The organism is Aminobacter sp. MSH1, assembly GCF_003071665.1.
GTDB classification, from domain to species: domain Bacteria; phylum Pseudomonadota; class Alphaproteobacteria; order Rhizobiales; family Rhizobiaceae; genus Aminobacter; species Aminobacter niigataensis.
This window is the reverse complement of the sequence record NZ_CP026265.1, coordinates 3,024,747-3,046,705: the sequence shown is the minus strand read 5'-3', so window position 1 is coordinate 3,046,705 and position 21,959 is coordinate 3,024,747. Positions and strand designations below refer to the sequence as shown.

The 21,959-nt window shown below is 63.6% G+C and carries 21 protein-coding genes; 8 read left to right on the top strand and 13 right to left on the bottom strand.

Annotation, left to right across the window (positions count from 1 at the left end):
- Positions 1-13: 13 nt before the first annotated feature.
- Positions 14-2,587, top strand: coding sequence for an FAD-dependent oxidoreductase (locus tag CO731_RS15035; protein WP_108607812.1), 2,574 nt, complete (start codon positions 14-16; stop codon positions 2,585-2,587).
- Between the two features lie 241 nt (positions 2,588-2,828).
- Positions 2,829-4,187 (top strand): Xaa-Pro peptidase family protein, encoded by a 1,359-nt coding sequence (locus CO731_RS15025; protein WP_108607811.1) that lies wholly within the window; start codon positions 2,829-2,831, stop codon positions 4,185-4,187.
- 1 nt (position 4,188) lies between these two features.
- On the opposite strand, the gene CO731_RS15020 is transcribed toward CO731_RS15025, so the two are convergent.
- On the bottom strand, positions 4,189-4,998 hold the full coding sequence (locus tag CO731_RS15020) for a PhnD/SsuA/transferrin family substrate-binding protein (protein WP_108607810.1): 810 nt from the start codon (positions 4,996-4,998) through the stop codon (positions 4,189-4,191).
- Between the two features lie 47 nt (positions 4,999-5,045).
- Complete coding sequence (locus tag CO731_RS15015) at positions 5,046-6,056, bottom strand: fatty acid desaturase (protein WP_108607809.1); 1,011 nt, start codon at positions 6,054-6,056, stop codon at positions 5,046-5,048.
- 217 nt (positions 6,057-6,273) lie between these two features.
- Between CO731_RS15015 and CO731_RS15010 the strand changes: the two genes are divergently transcribed.
- The 3 genes from CO731_RS15010 to bmt all read left to right on the top strand — a co-directional run bounded on the left by CO731_RS15010 (position 6,274) and on the right by bmt (position 8,895).
- On the top strand, positions 6,274-7,131 hold the full coding sequence (locus CO731_RS15010; RefSeq protein ID WP_108607808.1) for a helix-turn-helix transcriptional regulator: 858 nt from the start codon (positions 6,274-6,276) through the stop codon (positions 7,129-7,131).
- Between the two features lie 63 nt (positions 7,132-7,194).
- The gene (locus CO731_RS15005; RefSeq protein WP_108609857.1) at positions 7,195-7,794 is read left to right on the top strand and encodes an urea carboxylase-associated family protein; all 600 of its coding nucleotides are present in this window, start codon (positions 7,195-7,197) and stop codon (positions 7,792-7,794) included.
- 84 nt (positions 7,795-7,878) lie between these two features.
- Positions 7,879-8,895, top strand: coding sequence for a betaine--homocysteine S-methyltransferase (gene bmt / locus CO731_RS15000; RefSeq protein ID WP_199914473.1), 1,017 nt, complete (start codon positions 7,879-7,881; stop codon positions 8,893-8,895).
- 15 nt (positions 8,896-8,910) lie between these two features.
- On the opposite strand, the gene CO731_RS14995 is transcribed toward bmt, so the two are convergent.
- From CO731_RS14995 to CO731_RS14950, 10 genes are all read right to left on the bottom strand, one after another.
- Positions 8,911-9,315, bottom strand: a complete 405-nt coding sequence (locus tag CO731_RS14995) for a hypothetical protein (protein WP_159091645.1) — start codon at positions 9,313-9,315, stop codon at positions 8,911-8,913.
- Positions 9,316-9,503: 188 nt separating this feature from the next.
- Entirely contained in the window at positions 9,504-10,046 is a 543-nt protein-coding gene (locus CO731_RS14990) for a PadR family transcriptional regulator (protein ID WP_245439361.1), read from the bottom strand.
- 295 nt (positions 10,047-10,341) lie between these two features.
- Positions 10,342-10,788, bottom strand: a complete 447-nt coding sequence (locus tag CO731_RS14985; RefSeq protein ID WP_108607804.1) for a hypothetical protein — start codon at positions 10,786-10,788, stop codon at positions 10,342-10,344.
- A gap of 117 nt (positions 10,789-10,905) precedes the next feature.
- Positions 10,906-12,927, bottom strand: coding sequence for a VWA domain-containing protein (locus CO731_RS14980; protein ID WP_108607803.1), 2,022 nt, complete (start codon positions 12,925-12,927; stop codon positions 10,906-10,908).
- A 2-nt stretch (positions 12,928-12,929) separates the two neighbouring features.
- Positions 12,930-13,490 (bottom strand): RNA polymerase sigma factor, encoded by a 561-nt coding sequence (locus CO731_RS14975; protein WP_108609856.1) that lies wholly within the window; start codon positions 13,488-13,490, stop codon positions 12,930-12,932.
- Between the two features lie 57 nt (positions 13,491-13,547).
- Positions 13,548-14,726: an NAD(P)/FAD-dependent oxidoreductase gene (locus tag CO731_RS14970; protein WP_108607802.1), complete on the bottom strand. Its 1,179-nt coding sequence runs from the start codon at positions 14,724-14,726 to the stop codon at positions 13,548-13,550.
- A gap of 173 nt (positions 14,727-14,899) precedes the next feature.
- Complete coding sequence (locus CO731_RS14965; RefSeq protein WP_108607801.1) at positions 14,900-16,216, bottom strand: MFS transporter; 1,317 nt, start codon at positions 16,214-16,216, stop codon at positions 14,900-14,902.
- Positions 16,213-16,890: a FadR/GntR family transcriptional regulator gene (locus CO731_RS14960; protein ID WP_108607800.1), complete on the bottom strand. Its 678-nt coding sequence runs from the start codon at positions 16,888-16,890 to the stop codon at positions 16,213-16,215. The genes CO731_RS14965 and CO731_RS14960 overlap by 4 nt, the downstream gene beginning before the upstream one ends.
- Before the next feature lie 108 nt (positions 16,891-16,998).
- A complete protein-coding gene (locus tag CO731_RS14955) occupies positions 16,999-17,682 on the bottom strand; it encodes a hypothetical protein (protein ID WP_108607799.1) in 684 nt (227 codons plus the stop codon).
- Between the two features lie 96 nt (positions 17,683-17,778).
- Entirely contained in the window at positions 17,779-19,353 is a 1,575-nt protein-coding gene (locus CO731_RS14950; RefSeq protein WP_108609855.1) for a trimethylamine methyltransferase family protein, read from the bottom strand.
- 252 nt (positions 19,354-19,605) lie between these two features.
- On the opposite strand from CO731_RS14950, the gene CO731_RS14945 reads away from it, so the two are divergent.
- Positions 19,606-20,304, top strand: a complete 699-nt coding sequence (locus tag CO731_RS14945) for a B12-binding domain-containing protein (protein WP_108607798.1) — start codon at positions 19,606-19,608, stop codon at positions 20,302-20,304.
- A 71-nt stretch (positions 20,305-20,375) separates the two neighbouring features.
- Here the strand turns inward: CO731_RS14945 and CO731_RS14940 are convergent, their stop codons facing one another.
- Positions 20,376-20,510, bottom strand: a complete 135-nt coding sequence (locus CO731_RS14940; protein ID WP_082496334.1) for an entericidin A/B family lipoprotein — start codon at positions 20,508-20,510, stop codon at positions 20,376-20,378.
- A gap of 63 nt (positions 20,511-20,573) precedes the next feature.
- Between CO731_RS14940 and CO731_RS14935 the strand changes: the two genes are divergently transcribed.
- Both CO731_RS14935 and CO731_RS14930 read left to right on the top strand, forming a co-directional pair.
- Complete coding sequence (locus CO731_RS14935) at positions 20,574-21,212, top strand: DUF1638 domain-containing protein (RefSeq protein ID WP_108607797.1); 639 nt, start codon at positions 20,574-20,576, stop codon at positions 21,210-21,212.
- Positions 21,213-21,260: 48 nt separating this feature from the next.
- The gene (locus CO731_RS14930; protein WP_108607796.1) at positions 21,261-21,836 is read left to right on the top strand and encodes a DUF4893 domain-containing protein; all 576 of its coding nucleotides are present in this window, start codon (positions 21,261-21,263) and stop codon (positions 21,834-21,836) included.
- Positions 21,837-21,959 lie beyond the last annotated feature (123 nt).

Below are 21,959 nucleotides of genomic sequence, written 5' to 3'. Positions count from 1 at the left end.
CGGACATAACCATATGAAATCCCATGTGAAAGCAGTTGTCATCGGCGGCGGCGTGGTGGGCTGCTCGGTGCTTTACCATCTCGCCCGCGCCGGCTGGACCGACGTCATGCTGATCGAGCGTTCGGAGCTTACGTCGGGTTCGTCCTGGCATGCCGCCGGCGGCTTCCACACGCTCAACGGCGATCCCAACGTCGCCAAGCTGCAGGCCTATACGGTGCAGCTCTACAAGGAACTGGAGGAGATTTCCGGACAGTCCTGCTCGTTGCACCTGACCGGCGGCGTCATGCTGGCCGACAGCCCCGAGCGCATGGACTTCCTGCGCCTCGCCCATGCCAAGGGCCGCTATCTCGGCATGGACACCGAGCTGATCACCCCGTCCGAAGCCAAGAAGATGTTCCCGCTGATGGACGAAAAGCACTTCGTCGGCGCCATGTGGGATCCTGTCGAGGGCCATCTCGACCCATCGGGCACGACCCATGCCTACGCCAAGGCGGCGAAGAAACTCGGCGCCGAGATCGTGCTGCGCAACCCGGTCAAGGAGCTGACGCAAGAGCCCGACGGCACCTGGAACGTCGTTACCGAGCAGGGCACGGTGAAAGCCGAGCACGTCGTCAACTGCGGCGGCTTGTGGGCGCGCGAGGTCGGCCGCATGGTCGGCGTCGAGCTGCCGGTGCTCGCCATGGAGCACATGTACCTGCTGACCGAGCCGATGCCCGAGGTCGAGGCCTTCAACAAGGAAACCGGCCGCGAGATGATCGGCGTGCTCGATTTCAAGGGCGAGATCTACACCCGCCAGGAGCGCAACGGCATCCTGCTCGGCACCTACGAGAAGGCCTGCAAGCCGTGGTCGCCGGTCAACACGCCATGGGATTTCGGCCACGAACTGCTTGCGCCCGACCTGGACCGTATCGCGCCCTCGCTCGAGATAGGCTTCCAGCATTTCCCCGGCATCGCCAACGCCGGCATCAAGCAGGTCATCAACGGCCCCTTCACCTTCGCCCCCGACGGAAACCCGCTCGTCGGCCCGGTTCAGGGGCTGACCAATTTCTGGGTCGCCTGCGGCGTCATGGCCGGCTTCAGCCAGGGCGGCGGCGTCGGTCTCGCGCTGTCGAACTGGATGGTCGACGGCGATCCGGGCTTCGACGTCTGGGGCATGGATGTCGCGCGCTGGGGCGAATGGGCAAGCCTGCGCTACACCAACGCCAAGGTACGCGAGAACTATTCGCGCCGCTTCTCGATCCGCTTCCCCAATGAAGAGCTCCCGGCCGCCAGGCCGGCACAAACGACTCCGCTCTACGACACCATGGTGGCCAACAACGCCGTCATGGGCGACAGTTGGGGCCTGGAGACGCCGCTGTGGTTCGCGCCGAAGGGCAAAGAACCCAAGGACATCGTCTCGTTCCACCGCTCTAACGACTTCGAGCATATCGGCAACGAAGTGCGGGCGACGCGCGACCGCGTCGGCGTGACCGAAATCGCCAACTTCGCGAAGTACGAGGTGTCAGGCCCGGCGGCCGAGGATTTCCTCAACCGGCTGATGACCAACCGCATGCCGAAGAAGGGCCGCATCGTGCTAACGCCGATGCTGAACGAGTTCGGCAGGCTGATCGGCGACTTCACCATCGCCAAGACGGGCGACGACAAGTTCATGATCTGGGGCTCGTCGGCCGCACAGAAGTACCACTTGCGCTGGTTCGAAAAGCACTTGCCCAAGGACGGTTCGGTGCGCATCCACCGTTTCGACCAGACGCTCGTCGGCCTTTCCATAGCCGGTCCCAGGTCGCAGGAGCTGCTGGCCAAGCTGGTCGACGTCGACGTCTCCAGCAAGGCCTTCCGCTTCATGGACTTCCGCGAGATGGCCGTCGGCGGCGCGCCCTGCATGGTCAACCGCATCACCTACACCGGCGATCTCGGCTATGAGATCTGGATGGCACCCGCCTACCAGCGCCTGGTCTACAAGGCGATCAAGGACGCCGGCGAGGAGTTCGGCATCGTCGACTTCGGCATGCGCGCGCTTCTGTCGATGCGCCTCGAAAAGAACTTTCCGACCTGGTTCCGTGAGCTTCGCCCGATCTACGGCCCGTTCGAAGGTTCGATGGAGCGCTTCATCAAGCTCGAGAAGAACGATTTCATCGGCCGCGAGGCGGCCGCCAAGCAGCACGCCGACGGGCCGAAGCTGCGCCGCGTCTCCTTTTATGTCGACGCCCACGATGCCGATGTGATGGGCGACGAGCCAATCTGGGCCAAGGTCGGAGCCAAGGATTTCGGCACCGTCGAGAAGCCGCATGGCTACGGCGCGCCGCGCTTCGACGAAACCGGCAAGGAAGTACGCGGCTCGGACGCCGCCACCGGCGCCTCCGCCGTGCGCGGCATCATCGATGGCGAGTGGCGCGTCGTCGGCTGGGTCACGTCGGGCGGCTATGCCCACTATGTCCAGAAGTCGATGGCTCAGGGCTATGTACCGGCAGCACTTGCCGAAAACGAGGCGGAAGGGCTGTTCGAGATCGAAATCCTCGGCCACCGCCGCCCTGCCCGCATCAATGTCGAACCACCCTTTGATCCCTCGGGCGACAAGATGCGGGGTTAGGTTTCGCTCCAAGCAAGAGACTGGGACCGCAAATGCTCTACGTTGCCCCCCTCTGTCCTGCCGGACATCTCCCCCACATGGGGGGAGATTGGCTGTCACAACGGCCTCGCCCAATCTCTACCCTTCCCACACAAGCGCCAAGGTCTCCGCGGCTGATCTCCCCCCTTGAGGGGGAGATGTCCGGCAGGACAGAGGGGGGCGCAAAGCAACGTCAACCTCGGCCATCTGCAGGTCGCGGCTGATGGACACCCCGGCAAAAGGCAACTTCGGCCGCCACCGCAAGATCATGCCGTTCGAGCCCGGCTCGGGCTCGACGGAAGAGTTGCGCGACCAGGCCCGCACCAAGGCAGCGGGCCTGAACAGCCATGTGCTTGGCTACGGCGCTGTCGCGGAAGCCGAATGGGCGGCAGCCGGCATCGCGGCACCCGACCTGCCGGCCATGCGCAAGTACCGGCTCGAGCGCATCCGCGCCGAACTCAAGCGGCGCGGCTACGCTGGCGCCCTACTCTACGATCCGGTCAACATCCGCTATGCCACCGACAGCACCAACATGCAGCTGTGGGTCGCGCACAATCCGACCCGCCACTGTTTCGTGGCGGCCGAAGGACCGGTGGTCCTGTTCGACTATTTTTCCTGCGAGCACCTGTCCGATCACTCGGGCGTCGTCGACGAGGTCCGCCCGGCAGTGTCGTGGATGTACCTCTACGCCGGCGAACTGACCGAGATGAAGGCCGGACGCTGGGCGCAGGGCATCGCCGACATCGTTCGTGAGCATGGCGGCAACAGCCGCATCGCTGTCGACCATCTCGACCATGAGGGCGTCGACGCACTTGCCCGGCTGGGCATATCGGTCGGCAATGGCGAGGCGGTGATGGAGAGCGCGCGCCTGATCAAGTCTCCCGACGAAATCCTGTGCATGCGCCGCTCGATCGTCGCCTGCGAGGCAGCGATGGCCGAGATGGAAGCCGCGCTCCGCCCGGGCATCTCCGAGAACGAGCTCTGGGCCGAACTGCATCGCGGCAACATCGCCCGCGGCGGCGAATGGATCGAGACCCGGCTCTTGTCGTCGGGTCCACGCACCAATCCCTGGTTCCAGGAGTGCTCGTCGCGCATCGTCGAAGCAGGCGATCTCGTCGCCTTCGACACCGACCTGATCGGCCCCTATGGCTTCTGCGCCGACCTGTCGCGCACCTGGCTGTGTGGCGATGGGCAGCCCACGAACGAACAGCGCGACCTCTACAAGATCGCCGCCGACCAGATCGCCCACAACACCGCGCTCCTGAAGCCCGGCGTCGGCTTCCGCGAACTGGTCGAACGTGCAGCCGTACCGCCGGCAGACTGTTTCCCGGCGCGCTACGGCGTGCTGTTCCATGGCGTCGGCCTCGCCGACGAGTATCCAACCCTGCCTCACGCCTCGGACTGGACGGCGGATACGCCCGACGGCGTGCTGGAGCCGGGAATGGTGGTCTGCGTCGAAAGCTACATCGGCCGCCTTGGCGGACACGAGGGCGTCAAGATCGAAGAGCAGATCCTGATCACCGAGAGTGGATACGAGCAGCTTTCGAGCTATCCGCTCGATCAGCGGCTGCTCGCAGGCTGAGCTAACCGCGTGCTGCCGCAATCTGTCCGAGCAGCACGGCCACGCCCTCCGGCGTCGATCTCGAGGTGATGAACGGCAAGCCCTTGCGCTTGGCGGTCCAGCCGAGGACCATCACGTCCCTTGCGGCAGGCTCGAAGCGCTGCGCCAGAGCCCAGCTCTGGCAGTCGATGGCCGCGACATCTGCCCGGCCTTCGGCGACCGCGACGATCGAGTTGCGATGCCCGCCGCTTTCGATCCGGTCGGAGAAGATCCGCAAGCCTTCGCCCAAACCGGCAAGATCGCGTGAAATGCCGATGAAACCCGACATGGAGTCGTGGCTGTTGAACGCAAAGCGCTTGTCGCGGATCAGGTCGAGAGGGATGAGCGGCACATCGCCATCGGGCGCATGCGCATGGTCGGCTGTCACCGATCCGCGCTGCACGACGATGGCGCTGGAATAGAGTTCGCCGCGACCGCCCTCGATGCCGTCATAATTCGGCTGGCCGATCACCCGCACCGCTGCATCGAGGCCTGTGATTTCCATCGGCCCCCAGCAGGTCTGGCCAAACAGCAACTTCGGATGCCGCCACAGCGTCGGCAGGTCGAGTTCTTCAGGCGAAAGCGTGGCCGGATCGGGCGCGATGGTCTCGCCCCCAGCATTGCGGATACCGCCCGGAACCGGCGGCAGCTCGGCGTTGCGCCGGGCCAGCGTTTCCGGTGCATCGATGCCAAGTTGCCGGAACGCCGTCCGCAACCTGGCCCATTGCGCATCGACCTCGTCGCGCATCTCGGGCCAGTCATACATGGGCAGTGCCGCGATGAAGTCGCTCATTGCATCATTTCAGGCTCGAATGCGGGAATTGGCAAGCTGCAGGAGTGTTATTCCTTCGGCGGCTCGGCAGGCACGGGTGCCGTACCCAATCCATGGACGCTGCGCGCCCTGACGCGCGGCGCGAATGCCCGGCCCGGCTCCGGCGCCCTGCGCAAAGCCGGATGCACGACCGGCTCCTTCGCACGGAAGGCATAGGCCCGGACCAGGGAAAGGTAATTCGGATAGGCATAACCCTTGTTCATCCTGAGCCATTCCTCGCGACGGGTGCGGAACAGCTCCGGCAGCTTGTACCAGGCAACCGTCGGGCTCTTGTGATGGACGAAGTGCAGGTTGTTGTTGAGGAACAACAGCGACAGCGGCGAACGCTCAACGATGATCGTGCGCCCCTCCGGATGCTCCGACCACTGGTGCTCGGCAAAGGTGCGGATCGAGATGATCGACTGGCCGAGCCATACGGGGACCAGCACATAGAGCCACAACGGCACGCCAAAGCCGAATTGCACCACGGGCAGGACAATCGCCAGGCCCGCCGCATGCAGCAGCCATGCCTTGCGTATCGCCTTGTCGCCGGCAACGATCTGCTTGGCGTCGTCGATGAAGAAACCGATGCAGGCGAGCAGCGGCCCAAGCACGAAACGTCCCGCCATGGTGTTGTTGATCCTGAGCAGAAGCTTCATCGCCTCCGGCAGGTCGTCATGTTGCCACAGCGCGCGGTAGTAGCTTTCGGGATCGTCGAACGGGTCGGTCAGGCGCTCGTCGGCATGGTGACGCAGATGGATGGTCTTGAACCGGCGGTACGGCCAGACAACGCCGATCGGCAAGGAAACCAGCGCCTCGTTGAGGCGCGCGTTGCGTGTCGGGTGGCCGTGCAGGACTTCGTGCACCAGCGACGACTGCAGTGCCACCGCCAGCGCCATCACCGCAAGGGCCGCGACCGGATAGCTCGGCCAGATCGCGAAGCCGGCGACCAGCCAGGCGCCGTAGCAGGCAGCGATCAGAAACACCGTCGGCCATTCGACCGTGGTGGTCGTGCCGCGCTTGTGTTTCCGCTTTGCCATGCTGATGCCTGCTGCCTTGTGAAGCCTGGAACTCGTTGATTCCTGACATAATGTTGTCAGTAATCATGCATCGCTTCAACGCGACAATGCGCACAGAATGTTTACATTGCGCTGCTTAAGCCGCAAATGTTACACTTAGTAAACAAACTGAAAGATGAATCTAATTTCGGCGGCCGGCATTGCCGCTGGGGCAAATTGAATCCGGAGATTGCCAGCCATGGACAAACGCGATCTATCCGGCGTCTTCCGCGACCGCCTCAAGTCGCTGGTCCAGCGCTCCGGCCTCAACCAGTCGGCATTTGCCGCGTCGGTAGGCATAGACCGTTCCGCACTGTCGCAACTGCTTTCAGGAGCGACCATCCGCCTGCCCCGCGCCGAGACGCTGCTGACGATCGCCTCGGCGCACAGGGTGTCGCTGGACTGGCTGCTCGGCCTCAGCCAGGACGAAGGCGTCACCGGCGAGATCCGTGAAAGCCTGGAGATCGAGGAAGCCTCCGGCGGCTTTGAACGCACCTTGATCGCCAAGTGGCACGCCGAAGCGGCCGGCACCAAGATCCGATATGTGCCCGCCGGCATCCCCGACCTGCTGAGAACGGAAGCGTTGGTCGACTACGAGGCCGACATCTCCAACAAGAACCGTGAGGTCCAGGCCGGAGAAACCCAGTACCGGATCGACTACAACCGCCGGCCAGAGACCGACATGGAGGTCTGCATGCCGCGCCACACGCTCGAGATCTTTGCCCGCGGGCTGGGCGTATGGTCCGGCTTCCCCGAGACCGACCGCAAGCAGCAGCTTCGCCACATGGCCGACCTGCTCGACGACCTCTACCCCACGTTCCGCCTGTTTCTCTATGACGGACGCATGCGCTATTCCGTGCCCTATACGATCTTCGGCCATTCCCGGGCGGCGATCTATGTCGGCGACATGTACCTGGTGCTGTATGCGACAGATCCGATCCGCACGCTCACCCGCCATTTTGACAACCTGATCCGCGCGGCCGACATCAACGCGCACGAAACGGCGGCATTCGCCAGGCGGCTCGCGGTCGCGTCTTTTCCCGCCGGTTGGGCCTGACCGGCGCCCTGGTTGAAATTCGCGCTTCGTTGCGGCAGCGTGCAGGCTCATTTCGAGGAGCCCATGCCAGATCAGAATCGTATCGTCGTGCCCGCCCAGTCGGGCCGTTCCATCCGCGTGTCGCGCGGCGACCTTGTCCGCATCATCGACCCCAAGGGCCAGCAGGTGGCGGACCTCTGGGCGTTCACATCAGACATGAAGGACTGGCTGAGCACGTCGAATACCCGCGACATCGGTGAGCGGCTGTTTCCCAAGGTTGGCGAACACTTCTACGGCACGACGGGTGAGCCGTTGCTGACGCTGGTCGAGGACGCATCGCCCGGCCCGCACGACATGCTCTATCCCGCCTGCAACCACGCGCTTTACGTACGTGCCGGGTTTGCCGATCACCCCAATTGCCAGGACAACCTGCACAAAGCACTGGCCTCTGAAGGTATCGCCCTGCCCTTCACGCCGGACCCGGTCGACCTGTTCCAGAACTCGCTGCCGCAGCCCGACGGCCGGATCGATGTCTTCGCCTCGATCAATCCGCCCGGCGGCAATGTCACCTTGCGCGCCGAGCGCGACCTGCTGCTCGTGGTCACCGCCTGTTCGGTCGATCATTATCCCACCAACGGCGGCATTTGCACGGAGATCGAGGTAGAAGTCACGGCCGCGCGGTAGTGCGGTTTGTCGAACGCAAACGTTGACTGGACATAAAGACTTCTTTATATCGCTATCCACTCTCCCAATATGAAAGTCGCTACTATGACGACCAATCCGATCGATGCCCTGCTGGCCGAAAAGGGCGTGCTGCTCGCCGATGGCGCGACCGGCACCAACCTGTTCGCCATGGGCCTCGAGGCCGGCGAAGCACCCGAGCTGTGGAACGAGAGCGCGCCCGAGAAGATCGAGACGCTGCATCAGAAGTTCGTCGATGCCGGCGCCGACATCATCCTCACCAACTCCTTCGGTGGCACCCGCCATCGCCTGAAGCTGCACCACGCCCAGGACCGCGTCTTCGAACTCAACAAGCGCGCGGCCGAGATCGCACGTGCCGTCGCCGACAAGGCTGGCCGCAAGGTCATCGTCGCGGGCTCGGTCGGCCCGACCGGCGAGTTGCTGGTACCGCTTGGCGCCCTCACCTATGACCAGGCCGTTGACGCCTTCGCCGAACAGATCGAAGGCCTCAAGGCCGGCGGCGCCGAAGTCGCCTGGATCGAGACGATGTCGGCCCCGGACGAGATCCGTGCTGCCGCCGAGGCGGCCATCCGCGTCGGCCTGCCCTACACCTATACCGGCTCGTTCGACACCGCCGGCCGCACCATGATGGGCCTGCTGCCCAAGGACATCCATGGCGTCGTCGACGGTCTGGCAGAGGCGCCGCTTGGCGTTGGCGCCAATTGCGGCGTTGGCGCATCCGACATCCTTGCCTCACTGCTCGACATGAGCGAGGCCAAGCCGGATGCCACCATCATCGTCAAGGGCAATTGCGGCATCCCGGAATTCCGCGGTACCGAGATTCATTATTCGGGCACGCCGGAACTGATGTCCGACTATGTCCGCCTTGCGATCGATGGCGGCGCCAGGATCATCGGCGGCTGCTGCGGCACCTCGTTCGAGCACCTGGCAGCGATGCGCAAGGCGCTCGACGCCCACAAGAAGGACGTCCGCCCGACCGTAGAGGCCATCGTCGAGCGCATTGGCCCGATGCGCAACAAGCTGGCCGCGCCGAACACAGCCGAGACGAGCGAAGGCCGCCGCGAGCGTCGCCGCCGCGGCTAAAATTCCCTTCGATCGTCAGCTGTTTTCTTCGTAGCGCGCGAGTGCCGACTTGATGTCGGTGCCCGCGCCTTCGACCGGGCGCATCAACATCACCGCATCAGACGTGCGCACGTCACCCAGCTTTTCCATGGCAAGCCGGAAGCGCTCGTTATTGAGTGCCGACCATGCCGTGCGGTGGGCGTCGTCGACTTCGCTCATGCGGGTACGCGACGGGTCTTGCATAGCGACTGGCGCCGCCTGCTGAACAGGCTTGGCGGGCACATAGATATGGCTGTTGGTGGCAGGCAATGCGGCCTGTGCCATGACGTCCGACGCGACGTCGCTATTGCGGTTGGCAGCTTCGGGGCGGGCCGGTGTCGCCAATGGATCGGCGGTGCGAACATTCGAAACCGCACCCGACATCGCACGACCAACAAGCATTCTCAATCCACCCCTTGCTCACCCGCACCTGTATTAGCCGGCGACCGTTGCGATCGGGTTCCGGCGCAAATTGGCTTTTGACTAAAATTGTTCGAAACGGCCCGCAAATCTGGCCTGTCGACGGGTTTTGCATAAAGAAACTCCCGCCTTTACGGCGGGAGCCATGACATATCGGGGATTCGCGGGACTCAGAGGTCTTCGAGATCGCGGCGCGCCTTCTTGAGAATCTCGCGCGCCTTCTCGGCCTGTGCCGCCGTCAGCGAGCCGCTGCGCAGCCGGCTGAATACGGCGAAGTTCAGCGCCTTGACCTCGTCGCCCAGCGCAACGCCGCTGACCTGCGTCGACGTTTCGTCGATCTGGGCATTGATCTTGGCCAACTCGGCGGCGTTCTCCTCGAGATATGCCTTGCCCTGCTCGGTGATCGAATAGAGCTTCTTGTTGCCGTTGGCGACGGAGATGACGAGGTCGGCCTCCTCCAGCATCTGCAGCATCGGATAGATCGCACCGGGGCTCGGGCTGTAGGCGCCCTGGAACTTGGCCTCCAGCGCCTTGATGATGTCGTAGCCGTGGCGCGGCTCCTCGGCGATCAGGCCCAGCACGACCAGGCGCAGCGCGCCGGGATCGAACATGCGCGGGCCGCGGCCGCCGAACGGACCGCCGCGATGACGACCGAAGGGACCGCCGCGGCCATGGCGACCGCCGCCCCTGCCGCCTTCATTCTGGCTCGACATGGACCATTCTCCGCGGCAACGATGATTGAAATTCGGGTGATTGAACATGTGAGTACCTCTCCAGGATGTTTGCTTCATGTCGCCATATCTATTCAAAGATATATCTTTTGCAAGATAGAACGTAATACTTTTTTTCGGACCCAGCGCCGACAGCTCGCGAAAAAGGCCGGCGAAGAATTGCCTTCGTCGATCCATCACGCAGTCGATTTTTGCATTATTTCAGTTGCTTACGGCCAGCGCCTGTTGTTCCGTCAACGACGCCCGCTGCCGAACGAAATTTTTCGCCGCTTGGCGCCTAAGCGCCGACAACCATTTCGCTCAGCACATTACTGAAGTGCTTTTCCTGCCGCTCCAACCACTCGTAAGCCTGCGGCCAGTTCGCCGGATCCGTCATCGCCACCGGGTGATTGGACAGGTAGCAGAGCGGGTAGTCGCCGCGCAGGCTGACGCCGAGCACCTTGCCCAACGCAGGCTCAAAAGCGGACAGCCGGCTCGCCGTGGTGGCGTAACCCTCGCCGCGTTGCCCTCTGACGAACAGCCCGACGCTGCGATTGGTCAAATAGAGCGAAACAACCAGGTCGTCGGAGACGTGCCGCCAGCGCGAATAGAGGCTGCCATGGCGTATCCTGGGATCGTTGCGGTGGGCCAGATAGCCATCCCAGAAAACCTTGATCTCGCGCGACGACAGCGACCGCAGGCCGCCATGCGCGATATCCCATTCGTCCAGTTCCCGGTCGGCCATCCGTCGTCTCCCGATGCACCACCTGAGCGTTTCGGGTGGACGCCTAGAGATCACAAAAGAACGGCCGGCGGAAAGCCCCCTTTCCGCCGGCCGGCCCACCTGCCCTTGCCTGATGCCTTAAGGCTTGCTGCCCTGGAGCGACGATGCCAGCCGCACCAGCGACAGGAACTCGGCGCGATAACCATAGGGGTCGGCACCGCGCGCCGCCGAGGCGATCTCGGCGATCCTGTCGAAGCCGAGCTTGTCCGTTGCGTCTTCGTCGCGCAGCTTCTGCCCGAAGGCCGCAACTGCCACCGAGAAGCGCTGGTCTGCACCTGCAGCATCGAAGCTCGAAACCTCGTTCGCCTTGGTCACCGGCGTGGTGATCAGCTTGCTCACGTCGCCGTCGGGCGCCTTGTAGCGTATCTTGACGAAGGCATATTCGTCGGCATCGGCGACCCCGCCATTGCTGGTGGAGGCCTGGCCGTAGCGCAGCGGGTCCATAGCCAACGTCCGGCTATCCTTGGGCGTGAGCTCGTAGATCGCCGTGACCGAATGGCCGGAGCCTATTTCGCCCGCATCGACGCGGTCGTTGTTGAAGTCTTCGCGGTTCAGCGCCCGGGTCTCGTAGCCGATCAGCCGGTACTCCGCGACCGCGGACGGGTTGAACTCGACCTGGATCTTCACGTCCTTGGCAATCGGGAACAGCGTCGACGATGCATCCTGCACCAGCACCTTCTCGGCCTCGGCCAGCGTGTCGATATAGGCCGCCGTGCCGTTGCCGTTCTGGGCGATGGTCTGCATCATCTGGTCGTTGAGATTGCCGCGGCCGAAGCCGAACACCGACAGGAACACGCCCGACTGGCGCTTTTCCTCGATCAGGCGCTTGAGATCGTCGTCATCGCTCTGGCCGACATTGAAGTCGCCATCGGTGGCCAGCATCACGCGGTTCACCCCATCCTTGACGAAGGAGCTCTGCGCCAGCCGATAGGCCTCGCGGATGCCCGCCTCGCCGGCCGTCGAGCCGCCTGGCGTCAAAGTGTCAATCGCCTGCAGGATTTTGGCACGTTCCGACGCCTTGGTCGGTTCGAGAACAGTACCTGCATTGCCCGCATAGGTGACGATCGAAACGGTGTCGTCGGGGTTGAGCTTGCCCACCAACAGCCGGAACGCCGAACGCAGCAGCGGCAGCTTGTCCGGCTCGTCCATTGAACCGGACACGTCGATCAGGAACACCAGGTTTGCCTTGAGCTGCTCGGCGGGCTTGACGTCATAGCCCTTGATCGCGACGTGCATCAGCTTGGTGTGCTCGTTCCACGGCGTCGGCATGACGCTGACGGTGGTGTTGAACGGCACTGACGCCTGCTCCGGGCCCTTCCAGTCGTAGGGGAAATAATTGATCATCTCCTCGACACGCACCGTATCGGCCTGCGGCAGCAGGCCTTCCTTCAGCGAGCGGCGAACGAAGGAATAGGAGGCTGTGTCGACATCGATCGAGAAGGTCGAAACCGGATCTTCGAGGGCGGAACGAACCGGATTGGTCTTGAATTCTTCCACGCGGTCGCGGTTTTCCGCCTGCGGCGGCATCGGCATATCGGACGGCGCGATCTGGGGCTGTGCCATCAATGTCGGCATGCGGCTGGACGCAACAGCGTCGGCCATCGGCGCGGGCGCGCTGCCGCCGACCGGCGCCGCCTCGTTCATGACGGCCTCTTCGCTCGCCGCTCTCGCCTCAGGCTTCGCCGGCGCCGCTGCAAGGAGTTCGGTCGTGGCCTCGCGCCGTTCAGCATCAGCCTTCTTGAGCGTTGATGCGGGTGCTTCTTTCGAGCGCATGACGGGCGCCTGCGCGACCTCCTGGTCGGCACCGAAATTGAACGGCGATCCCTCCATCAGATAGAACGTGGCGTAGCCGGCGAACGGCAGGGCAACGAGACCGGCCAGGGCCGGCGCTGCAATCAGCTTCTTTTGCATGACGTCTCTCCAGAGCTTTCGTGCTCGTTCGGTGAGACGATCAGTCTTGGCCAATCCTTGGGTGGCAGTTGGATTTTTTTCGAGGTCGTAGGCAGCCATGGCCGCGGCAAGCGCGCGCGCCTTGGCTTCCCCGCTCGGCACCGGCGTCGGAATATTGCGGAGCATGTCGAGTTCGTTGTCGTCGACCATGGTCACTCTTCCCCGGCCGAGCGCATGAGTTGCTTCAGCCGTTTCTTCGCTTCATGGATGTGCCAGGACACCGTGGTTTCCGCGATTGCCATCGCGTCGGCGGCGGCACCATGTGACAGGCCTTCGCCATAGACCAACAGGACGGCATCTCGCTGCTTGTCGGGCAATTGGCGCACGGCAGCCCACAACCTGTCGGCAGGGTCCTCGGCGGCTGGCTCGATGTCCACCGCCACCAGCGCATGGGTTCCGTAGGCGGCGGTCTTCGCCGTCTCCCGCGCGGACTTGCGTTGCATGTCGCGGGCGGCATTCAGCGTCATGGCGTAAAGCCACGTCGTGAAAGCACTGCCGCCGCGATAGTCGCGAATGGCACGGCCAAGCCGTGCGCAAACTTCCTGTGCGATGTCCTCAGCGTCGGTCCTGCTGCCGCACCAGCGCCAGGCAACGCGATGGACAAAGCCGTAGTGCCTCTCGACGAGTTCGCCGAAAGCTGCCCTGTCGCCGCCGCGCGCTCGTCCGATCAGGTCGCTATCGGAGGCTTCGCTTTCGTCCAGCATCATCGCCATCATTTGCCTGTTGGACGAAAGCTTTGGGGCAATCCTTGGGGTGGCGCGAAAATAATTCTAGGCGGCCTGCCCGGCGGCCCAGCCGGACGACCAGGCCCACTGGAAATTGTAGCCGCCGAGCCAACCGGTGACGTCGACGACCTCGCCGATGAAGAACAGCCCCGGCACGGATTTCACCTGCATCGTTTTCTGGTCGAGGGCGTTGGTGTCAACGCCGCCCAGCGTCACTTCCGCCGTGCGATAGCCTTCCGAGCCGGCCGGCTTGATGCGCCAGGCGTTGACGGCAGCGTCGACCGTCTTGAGCTGCGCATCGTTGAAATCGGCGAGATTGCCGTCAAGACCGGTGCGTTCGGCAATTGCCTGCGCCAGTTTCTTGGGCAGATGGGCCGCAAGCACGGTCTGGACCGCCTGCCGGCCGTTGCTGCGTTTGGCCTCGCGCAGCAGGCCGGCGACATCGGTTCCCGGCAGCATCGAGATCGCAATCTCGTCGCCCTCGCGCCAATAGGACGAAATCTGCAGGATCGACGGCCCGCTGATGCCGCGATGGGTGAAGAGCATGGCTTCGGAAAAGCTGGTCTTGCCGCAACCGACATCCGCATCGACGGCAATGCCGGACAGTGGCGCCAGCTTTTCCAGCGTGTTGGCGTCGAAGGTCAGCGGCACCAATGCCGGCCGCGTCTCGACCACCGGCAAGCCAAATTGCGCCGCAAGCTCATAGCCGAAGCCAGTCGCCCCCATCTTGGGGATCGACTTGCCGCCGCAGGCCACGACAAGCGAACTGCAACCGACGCGGCCGCCGGAAAGAGCCAGTTCGAAGCCGCCAGCAGTCTTGCCAACGTCCTCGACAACGGTCGACAGGCGCAGTTCGACGCCGTTTTCCCGCATTTCCCAGACCAGCATGTCGATGATCTGGCGCGCCGAGCCGTCGCAGAACAGCTGTCCCAGCGTCTTTTCGTGATAGCCGATGCCATGGCGCTCGACCAGCGCAATGAAATTGCGCTGGGTGTAGCGGCTGAGCGCAGAGATGCAGAAGTACGGGTTCTGCGACAGGAAATTCTTCGGGCTGGCGTGGATATTGGTGAAGTTGCAGCGCCCGCCACCCGAAATGCGGATCTTTTCGCCTGGTGCTCGAGCATGGTCGAGGATCAACACCGAGCGGCCACGCTTGCCCGCTTCGAGCGCGCACATCATGCCCGCGGCGCCGGCGCCGATCACCACGACATCAAAGAATTGCATTTCGGACTTTCCAGATCGATCGGCGCGCGACCAAACTGACCGCGAAAGCTGTATCCCGTGCCTGATAGCCGAACCCGCCGGGATGGCAAAGTTGGAAGTTCATGCGGGCGTTGCCTTTGCAGCCAATCGCTAAGGGGTTGGCTGCACGCGGCAACGTTCCAGCGCGGGCTGGATCAGCCCTGCCCCTCGATGCGGACCGTCCTTGCGCGAACATGCAGCGTGCGGCCGGCACCGAGCCCCATCGCGGCAGCGCCGACGCCCAGCGCCACGAACAGAAACGCCGACGCAGAAAAGCTGCCGGTCCACCCGCGGATCAGGCCGACCAGCAACGGCCCGACTGCCGCCAGCACATAGCCGACGCCCTGCGCCATGCCGGAAAGATGTGCCGCGACATGCGAATCCGGCGAGCGCAGCACGATCAGCGTCATCGCCGCCGCGATCAGGCCGCCTTGGCCGATGCCCTGCAGGATCGCCCAGAACAGCACGGTCGACGTCGGTGCGAACAGGATGCCCAGCAGCGCGACTACGGCAGCAATAACGAGCACCACGTTGACGCCGCGCTGGTCTCTCCGCCGCACGGCAAAGGACGGAACGGCAAGGCAGGTGACGACCTGCGCCATCACCGAGACCGAGACGATCGCTCCGGCGGTCGTGGCGTCGAAGCCGCGCTCGCGCAGGATCGGCGCCAGCCAGCCGAAGACGCAGTAGGCGAGAGCCGACTGCAGCCCCATGAACAGCGTGACCTGCCAGGCCAGGCGATCGCGCCACAATCCGACGACGCGATACCCGCTGTGGCTGGACTGCTTGCCGGCGCTGAGCGCCTGCGGTGCCCAGATCGCCAGCACGACCAACGCCGGCACGGCCCATGCGGCAAGCGCACCCGACCATGAACCGGTGATCAGGCGCTCGATCGGCAGCGTGAGGCCGGCAGCTGCGGCCGAACCGGCACACAAGGCCATGGTATAGAGCCCGGTCATCATTGCGGCCTTGTTGGCGAAGTCGCGTTTCACCAGCCCCGGCAGCAACACATTGCCGATAGCAATGGCACCACCGGCGAGGAAGGTGGCAAGGAAAAGCAGCGGAACGGAGCCGAACCATCGCAAGCCGGTGCCGAATGCCAACACCGCGAGCGCACCAAGCAGCGTGCGTTCGGCCCCGTAACGCTGGGCCAATTTGGGCGCAAAGGGCGCAAACAGTCCGAGGCACAACACGGGCAGAGTCGTCAGCAGGCTTGCACCGATCGTCGAAAGTCCGGTTTCCTGCATCACTTCGGGCAGCAGGACCGACAGGCTCGAAAACAGCGGCCTGAGGTTGAAGGCAATCAGCACGAGGCTGGCACCAAGCACGATCTGGCCTGTGCGGCTGCGCAGGACAGGCGGTTGCGGCTTGGGCAGGCTGTCGATCTCGGCGTCGACAAGCTGGTCGTCGAGGCCGTTGATCGTTTCGATCCGCTTGTCATGCGGATCGCCGGGGCGGAAATTCTGGTTCATTGCGCAAGCAGCCTGTCGAGTTCGAGAAGCACCGGTGCGACGAAGGCACGGATGGCGGCGGCTGCCCGTTCCGGGTCGCCTGAGGCAACCGCGTCGACGATGGCCTCGTGCGCGGGACCGTCGGGCTCCGGCAAATCGCCGCCAAGCGTCGCCTGGATGGTCTCGGCGATGGCACCGGTGAAGAAGTCGTAGAGTTCGATCATCGCCGTGTTGCCGGAGGCTTCGACCACGGATTTGTGGAAGGCGATGTCGCGGCGGATGAAGGCCTCGTGCCCGCCATCGGCCGCCGTGCCCCTCGCTTGCAGCAGGCGCCGCATTTTCACGACGTCCGCCGGCGTATGGCGTAGCGCGGCAAGCCGGGCGGCCTCGACGTCCAGAGCCGCCCGTGCCTCCCATTGATCTCGCAGCCCAGCACGCTTCATGCGACGGAGTGCGGCTGACGGGTCGACGGTCGAGCGAACATAGGTACCGGATCCCTGTCGCGTCTCCAGGAGCCCTTGCGAGACCAGCGCCCTCACGGCCTCGCGCACCGTGCCACGGCTGACCGTCAGCAGTTCGGCAAGTGCAGCCTCATTGGGGATACGGTCACCGACGTTCCAGCGTCCGCCTACGATTTCGCTGCGCAGGCTTTCGCCCGCACTGTCGGTCAGATTGGTCCGGCTGGCCGGCTGCATGCTAGGCGCCTATTCATCAAGTCATCGGATGACTTGATGAATAGGCCGGAAGCCCCTTTTAGGTCAATTAGACAACTCTCGGCGGCGCTTGTACCAGGCCGAACTGCTTCAGAATCCGCCGAAGCTCTTCATATGAAAGGCCTGGACCTGACTGGGATATCTGAAGGCCAAGCCCTGCGGGCAGGCGTTGCGATCGAGGCAGCCGCCGGTTCGGCACGGTGCGCCCATCGGGCCGCGCACATGCGCGAGGCAATCTTGATGCGCGAAACCAGCCTCGGAATAGGCATCGACCGGACAGGATTTAAGGCAAGGTTTTCCACTACATAGATCACAAAGATGAATCTGCTCGGGAGCTGCCTGCATCTCGATCTCGACATCGAACAGCAAGGCGCCGCGATAGGCATGCCACAGCCCGTATTCGGGATGCATCAGTATCCCAAGCGGCGATGACTTCAACCCCTCGGCACGCATCGCCCATTGCTGGAAAGGCAGATAAGGCTTGTCCGACGGCGACGCCGCCCGCGCCCCGAACTCTGCTGCTACCTCGCCGATGACCTCGCGCGACCATGTATCCAGCGGTTCCTCAAGACGTGTTGGCTGCCGTTTGAGCCACCGCTGGAAATGCGGCCACGGCGCAGCGCCCGCTTGTCCCACCAGCAAAACCGACCGCGCGGGCCCGGCCGCCGGTCCGGCCGGTGTGGCATCGCCCGCTCCGAAAACAAAACCGCCGCGCGGAATGAGACCATGCTCAGCCAGCGCGGCGGCAATGTCGTCAACCAGACAGGGAGACAAGCGTCATCCTTTCTTGCCCGGATCGGAGAATGCGCTCCGCCAGACTTCCTTGTGAATGATGCTGGCGACTTTAGCCCCGCCTGAAACGGGCTCCTTTCACGTGAAGGCGTCGGGCATCGACGCCTTCTTGGCGGCAATGAAGTCCTTCAGGCCGTCATCGATGCTTGGGTCGAGATACGGCGCCTCGTAGCTTTCGAGCCAGCGGCGGGCGAGGTCGTTGGCGCGCTGGGGCGCGGTCTTCTGCCCTTCTGCGAGCCACTGCTCGTAGGAATTGTTGTCGGCAATGCTGGAGCGGTAGAACGCCGTCTGGAAATTGGCCTGGGTGTGGTCGCAGCCCAGATAGTGGCTGCCGGGGCCGACCTGGCGGATGGCATCCATCGCCTGGCCGTTTTCCGAGAGGTCGACACCTTCGGACAATCTCTGCGTCATGCCGAGCTGGTCGATGTCCATCATGAACTTTTCGTAGCAAGAGGCGAGACCGCCTTCGAGCCAGCCGGCCGAATGCAGCACGAAATTGGTGCCGGCCAGGATGGTCGAATTCAGCGTGTTCGCGCTTTCATACGCCGCCTGTGCATCCGGCACCTTGGAGGCGCAAAGCGAGCCGCCGGTACGGAACGGCAGGCCGAGACGGCGGGCGAGCTGTGCGGCCCCGTAAGACACCAGCGACGGCTCAGGCGTGCCGAAGGTCGGCGCGCCCGACTGCATCGAGATCGACGAGGCGAAGGTGCCGAACAGCACCGGTGCGCCCGGACGGATCAGTTGGGTGAAGGATGCGCCGGCCAGCACCTCGGCCAGGACCTGGGTCAGCGTACCGGCAACTGTCACCGGGCTCATCGCGCCGGCCAGGATGAACGGCGTGACGATGCAGGCCTGGTTGTGGCGCGCGTAGACCTTCAGCGCACCCAGCATGGTTTCGTCGAAGACCATCGGCGAATTGGCGTTGATCAGGCTGGTCAGCACCGTGTTGTTTTCGACGAAGTCGTCGCCAAACACGATCTTGGCCATGGCGATTGTGTCTTCCGCACGTTCCGGTGCCGTGACCGAGCCCATGAACGGCTTGTCGGAATATTTGATGTGGCTGTAGATCATGTCGAGGTGGCGCTTGTTCACCGGCACGTCGACCGGCTCGCACACCGTGCCGCCCGAGTGGTGGATCGACGGCGCCATATAGGCGAGCTTCACGAAATTGCGGAAATCCTCGATCGTCGCATAGCGGCGGTTGCCGTCGAGATCGCGGACGAAGGGTGGGCCGTAGACGGGTGCGAAGACGGTGGCGTTGCCGCCGATCTGCACCGAACGCTCCGAGTTGCGCGCGTGCTGGGTGTAGACGGACGGAGCGGTCTTCAGCAGCGAGCGGCACAGGCCCTTGGGAAAGTGGACGCGCTCGCCCTTGACGTCGCAGCCGGCCTCTTTCCACAGCTGGAGCGCTTCGGCGTCGTCGCGGAACTCGATGCCGATCTCCTCGAGCACCGTGTCGGCGTTCTTCTCGATAAGCGCCAGCCCCTCCTCGTTGAGAACCTCATAAACGTTGATCTTGCGCTTGATATAGGTGAGCTGGGTGCCGGGGCCGCCGCCGGAGCGGGCCGCACGCCGGGCCGCTGCCCCACCGCTTGCGCCGCGCCCGCGCCGCGCATTCGACGCTTCCTGATCGGTCACGAGGTTTTCTGTCATCGCCGTCATCCTTGAAACACGTTTGGCCGCCTGTCGCAGCACCTCGTCGGATCGTAGCCATGCACCCTAGGCGAAACGGCTTGCCAGCGCCAACGCCTGTCGCAAAATCGACAAGCAAGCCGGCGAGTTATCAGTCGCTTTCGTTTTGCAGGAGGTCGCAAATCAGCTATGGATTTGCGGCACTGGCAAGCTACGTATTAGCGCAGTAGCCGCCCGCCGCAATTTGGCGCCGCCCCGAGGGAGCCTCCTGACATGTCCGACGACGAAATCATCCTGTCCGAGCTTTCCGACGACGAGCTCGTGCAACAGATGCACGACGATCTCTATGACGGGCTCAAGGAAGAGATCGAGGAAGGCACCAACATCCTGCTCGAACGCGGTTGGGTGCCCTATAAGGTGCTCACCGAGGCGCTCGTTGAAGGCATGCGCATCGTCGGCGAGGATTTCCGCGACGGCATCCTGTTCGTTCCCGAGGTGCTGCTTTCGGCAAACGCCATGAAGGCCGGCATGTTCATCCTGCGCCCGCTGCTTGCCGCCACTGGCGCGCCCAAGCAGGGCAAGATGGTCATCGGCACGGTCAAGGGCGACATCCACGACATCGGCAAGAACCTTGTCGGCATGATGATGGAAGGCGCCGGCTTCGACGTCATCGACCTCGGCATCAACAACCCGGTCGAGAACTATCTCAACGCCATCGAGGAACATCAGCCCGACATCATCGGCATGTCGGCGCTTTTGACCACGACCATGCCCTACATGAAGGTCGTCATCGATACGATGAAGGAAAAGGGCATCCGCGACGACTTCGTCGTGCTCGTCGGCGGCGCCCCGCTCAACGAGGAATTCGGCAAGGCCGTCGGTGCCGATGCCTACTGCCGCGACGCGGCGGTGGCCGTCGAGACAGCCAAGGACTACATGAAGCGCAAGCACAATTTGCTCGCTTCCGCTTGATGCAGCAAGGCCGCACCTTGCGGTGCGGCCTCTTCGTGCCGATGTGAATGAGATTGACGGGATTCAGTCCCTTATTGGACTGTGTCCTCGATGGCGTTTGCCGTCCCCTTGACGTCCTTGCCGACGCCGCGAATGGTGTTGGCGCAAGAGGCCAGCGCGAGCGCGCAGGCGATGATGGCGACCGGTGCCAGACGTGACAGTTTCATGGACTGGATTCCCTCTCTCTATAAATTCGCCCTAACGCAACGAAGGCCGCTTCGACTGGTTCCATGGCCACAAAGCAAAAAACGAAACCCGAAATCGAGGACAGGCTGCTGGTCATAGGCTGCGGCATGATTGCGCGCGAGGTGTTGGCGGTCAAGGAGCGGCTGGGGCTCGATCATCTCGAACTGACCTGCCTGCCGGCCGACTTCCATTTTCGCCCCGACCGCATCGCACCGGCCATGGACAAGGCGATCACCGAAGCCAAGGCGGAAGGCTACCGGCACATCTATGTCGGCTACGCCGATTGCGGCACGGGCGGGCTGCTCGACCGGGTCTGCGAAAAGCATGGCGTCGAGCGCATCGCTGGCCCGCACTGCTTTGCCTTCTACCAGGGCGCTGAAGCCTACGCCAAAGTCGGCGACGCCGACATGATGTCGTTCTACATGACCGACTTCCTGTGCCGGCAGTTCGACGCCTTCTTCATCAAGCCGCTCGGGCTCGACCGGCACCCGGAACTGGTAACCGACTACTTCGGCAACTACGAGAAGCTGATCTACCTCGCCCAGACCGATGACCCGGCGCTCGACAAGGTGGCTGAAGACGCAGCCAAGATGCTGGGACTCGTCTACGAGCGGCGCGCCACCGGTTATGGCGATCTGCCCCAGGCTCTTGCCAACGCTGTGTCAGCCGCGGCAGATCATTAAAGCGCCTGATTCCTCCCTTGAGGTTCAGCCACAAGGGGAAGGGTTTTCATGGCTTATCGCAAACTGATGCTCGCTGCCGTTCTCACGGCGTCCGCCGGCTTTGCCCATGCTGACGGCGTAGTGCAGAAGCTGATGACGCCCGCCGACAAGGCGCGGCTCGAAAAATACGACGACACCCGGAAAGAGGCATTGCAGGGCGCCAAGACCGGCGCGCCGGCAGATGTGGCCGTGCTCGACCAGATGCTCGCCAAACCGCTGCTGTCCGTTCCCGATTTCGACATGGCCGGCAACTGGCAGTGCCGCACCATCAAGGCCGGTGGCGACGTGCCACTCGTGATCTACGGCTGGTTCAAGTGCAGGGTCAGCGACGATGGCTCGGGCTGGCAGCTGGAAAAGCTGAGCGGCTCGCAGCGCACCAAGGGCCGCTTCTACGATGACGGCGAGAAGCGTTCGATCTATCTCGGCTCGGGCTTTATCGCCGGCGATAGTCCGAAAGCCTATGCCAGCGGCCCGGAAACGGACCAGGTCGGCTATGCTTTCCGCTCGGGCCCGACGGAATGGCGCATCGAGTTTCCGGCGCCGAGATACGAATCCAAGCTGGACATCATCGAATTCCGGCGCTGACATTGCATTCGGGGCGGCGCGGCATCACATGCAGCCTTCCGGTGTCATCAAGGATTAACCTGGCCGTCGCACACTGCGATGGGGATCGGCGCATGAAGATGCTGCCGCTAGTGGGCTGAAGAC